3 protein-coding genes are annotated in these 2,446 nt (G+C 59.7%); 2 read left to right on the top strand and 1 reads right to left on the bottom strand.

Annotated features, from left to right (window positions below):
- The coding region (locus tag ABIB51_RS23090) for a phosphotransferase (RefSeq protein WP_354191721.1) at positions 1 to 731 on the top strand (731 nt) is incomplete at its 5' end.
- 72 nt (positions 732 to 803) lie between these two features.
- Here the strand turns inward: ABIB51_RS23090 and ABIB51_RS23095 are convergent.
- Positions 804 to 1,292, bottom strand: coding sequence for a MarR family winged helix-turn-helix transcriptional regulator (locus ABIB51_RS23095; protein ID WP_354191722.1), 489 nt, complete (start codon positions 1,290 to 1,292; stop codon positions 804 to 806).
- 45 nt (positions 1,293 to 1,337) lie between these two features.
- On the opposite strand from ABIB51_RS23095, the gene ABIB51_RS23100 reads away from it, so the two are divergent.
- A complete protein-coding gene (locus tag ABIB51_RS23100) occupies positions 1,338 to 2,240 on the top strand; it encodes a DMT family transporter (RefSeq protein ID WP_354191723.1) in 903 nt (300 codons plus the stop codon).
- Positions 2,241 to 2,446: the final 206 nt, after the last annotated feature.

The raw sequence follows: 2,446 nt of genomic DNA on the forward strand, positions 1-2,446 counted from the left end.
AACTTGCAGGCGGAAACGCCTCAGAGAGTGTCCTTCGTGTTGGCGATACGGTCCGCAAACCGTGGCTGGAAAACTCTGCCACTGTCCAGAAGTACCTGAAAGCCCTCCACGTAGCTGGCCTCGACGTTCCCAAACCCTTGGGCAAAGACCACGCTGGGTGGCATGTCACCGAGTACGTCGAGGGTGTCTCTGCGCTTGACCAGTTGCCCCTAGGACAGCCTGACCTCCTGCGGGTCGGGCGTTTGATTCGTCAGATTCACGATGCCAGCGAAGGATTTGAACTCCCGGATACGACCGGATGGAACGTTTTGCTTCCTGTCGAGAATCCGAACCTGATGTGCCACAACGACCTCGCTCCGTGGAACCTCATTATGGGAGAACGGTGGGTGTTCATCGATTGGGACGCGGCGGGCCCGAGTACGCGCCTCTGGGACCTTTCATATGCAGTGCAGTCCTTTGGAGGTCTCTTTGACGGCCAACCGGTTCCAGAGGCAGCTGCGAGACTGCGCGCTGTTATCGACGGTTATGGGGCAGACGAGCTGCTACGAAGAGCTATGCCCGTGGCCCTAGGAAAGAGGACGGCGGCCATGCACGAGCTGTTGAAGTCCTCACATGAGACCGGATTCCAGCCTTGGGCCGACATGTACGTCAACGGACACGGCGCGCACTGGCACGCTGCGGCTCAATATGTCCTACGCAATCAAGACGCCTGGAAACGGGCCCTGACCTAAATTGCTGCTGACGTGCAACGACCGATTGAACTCGCCATCCTTTAGCGGACAGATTCGGGGGTGTCTTCGTTCTCAGGTATTGGCTGCGTCATCGATCCGGCAAAGGAACTCGGTGAGCTGTTCCTGCTCCTTGATGCTAAGTGTTTCCAGGATGGCGCGTTCGGTTGCAAGGTGGTGAGGCAATGTGGTCTCGATGAGTTCTTTTCCGGCACCGGTGAGCGCTACGAGCGTACCGCGGCCGTCGTCCGGATTCGACTCGCGCTGGATGAGCCCGCGGCCTTCCAGCTTGTTCAGCCGCTGGGCTACGGCGCTCGTAGAAATCATTGCTTCACGTGCCAGTTCCGCCGGGGTGATCCGGTATGGGGCACGGCTGCGCAGCAGCGTGGCCAGCACGTCGAACGATGACGCGTCCAGGCCATGGCGCGCGAAGGTGTTCGCCAAGCGCGACTCGACAGCGAGCGCGGTACGGCTCAACCGCCCGATGACGGCCATCGGCGAGACATCAAGGCCAGGTTTCTCTAACTGCCACTGTTCAAGGATTCGATCGACTCTGTCTGCCATAGGGCAAGTCTATGCAATTGCTAAGTGCTTAGCTAAAATAACTAAGTGCTTAGCAACCGTCGCTTCCTCATCCTGACCACGGCCTTGGCTCCAGTACTTTGGGGCACCACATATCTCACAACCACAATGCTCCTGCCGGAAGGCCGCCCGCTCCTCGCCGCGACATTGCGCGCGCTCCCTGCGGGAGCGCTGCTCCTTTTCATTTGCCGTCGGCTGCCGCGCGGCGATTGGTGGTGGAAGTCCTGGGTGCTCGGCGTTCTCAACATCGGGGCGTTCTTTGCGTTGCTCTTCATCGCGGCTTACCGACTTCCGGGCGGGGTAGCTGCAATCGTCGGTGGCATCCAGCCCCTCGTTGTCGCACTCTTGGCCAGTCGGGTCCTTCACGAGCGGTTGACCCCGCGAATCGTTGCGGCCGGCGTTTCAGGCGTGTTCGGCGTGAGTCTCATAACGCTTCAGGCGCAAGCCCGTCTGGATACCATCGGCGTCCTGGCAGCCGTCGGCGGAACCCTTTCCATGGCGTCCGGGATCGTGCTTTCCAAGAAATGGGGGCAGCCCGCAGCCCCACTGACCACCACCGCCTGGCAGCTCATCACGGGAGGGCTCACGCTCTTGATCGTGATGCTCGCCTTCGAGGGGCTCCCCGCTACTCCACTGACGGCCTCAAACCTCGTCGGCTACACTTATCTTTCTATCGTGGGCACTGCATTTGCCTACGTCATGTGGTTTCGCGGCATCGCCCGGCTTAACGCGAGCACCACGGCCTTCCTTGGTTTGCTCAGTCCAGTAGTGGCCATACTCCTCGGGTGGGTGGTCGCCGGAGAGCTCTTCACGCCAATGCAGACGCTGGGAATCGTCATCGTCCTTGGCTCCATCTCGGCCGCCATCCTCACCAAGTCTCCGGCGCCTCCTGACGTCAACGAAAGGCTTGTTAAGGAGCGCACCCGTTAGTCATTTACTGGGCTGGCGGGTAAGGGCTGTTAAGGGAACCCCGAAAATCCAATTGTCTGGGAATCAACCACATGCCCTTTGGGGGACTGCGGCCGTATGGTTTTGTGAGACAGCTTGATAGGAGCTCTTTCCCGCATGACCGATCGTAAGAAGTACACGCAGCAGTTCAAGGATGAGGCTGTTGAGCTGGTGATTTCCTCTGGCCG

Source organism: Arthrobacter sp. UYCu712 (genome assembly GCF_040547005.1).
In the GTDB taxonomy this organism is placed as follows: domain Bacteria; phylum Actinomycetota; class Actinomycetes; order Actinomycetales; family Micrococcaceae; genus Arthrobacter.

Bases quoted from the DNA above. Each gene is read 5' to 3' on its own strand.
- ABIB51_RS23095 (WP_354191722.1), bottom strand. From the start codon at position 1,292: ATGGCAGACAGAGTCGATCGAATCCTTGAACAGTGGCAGTTAGAGAAA.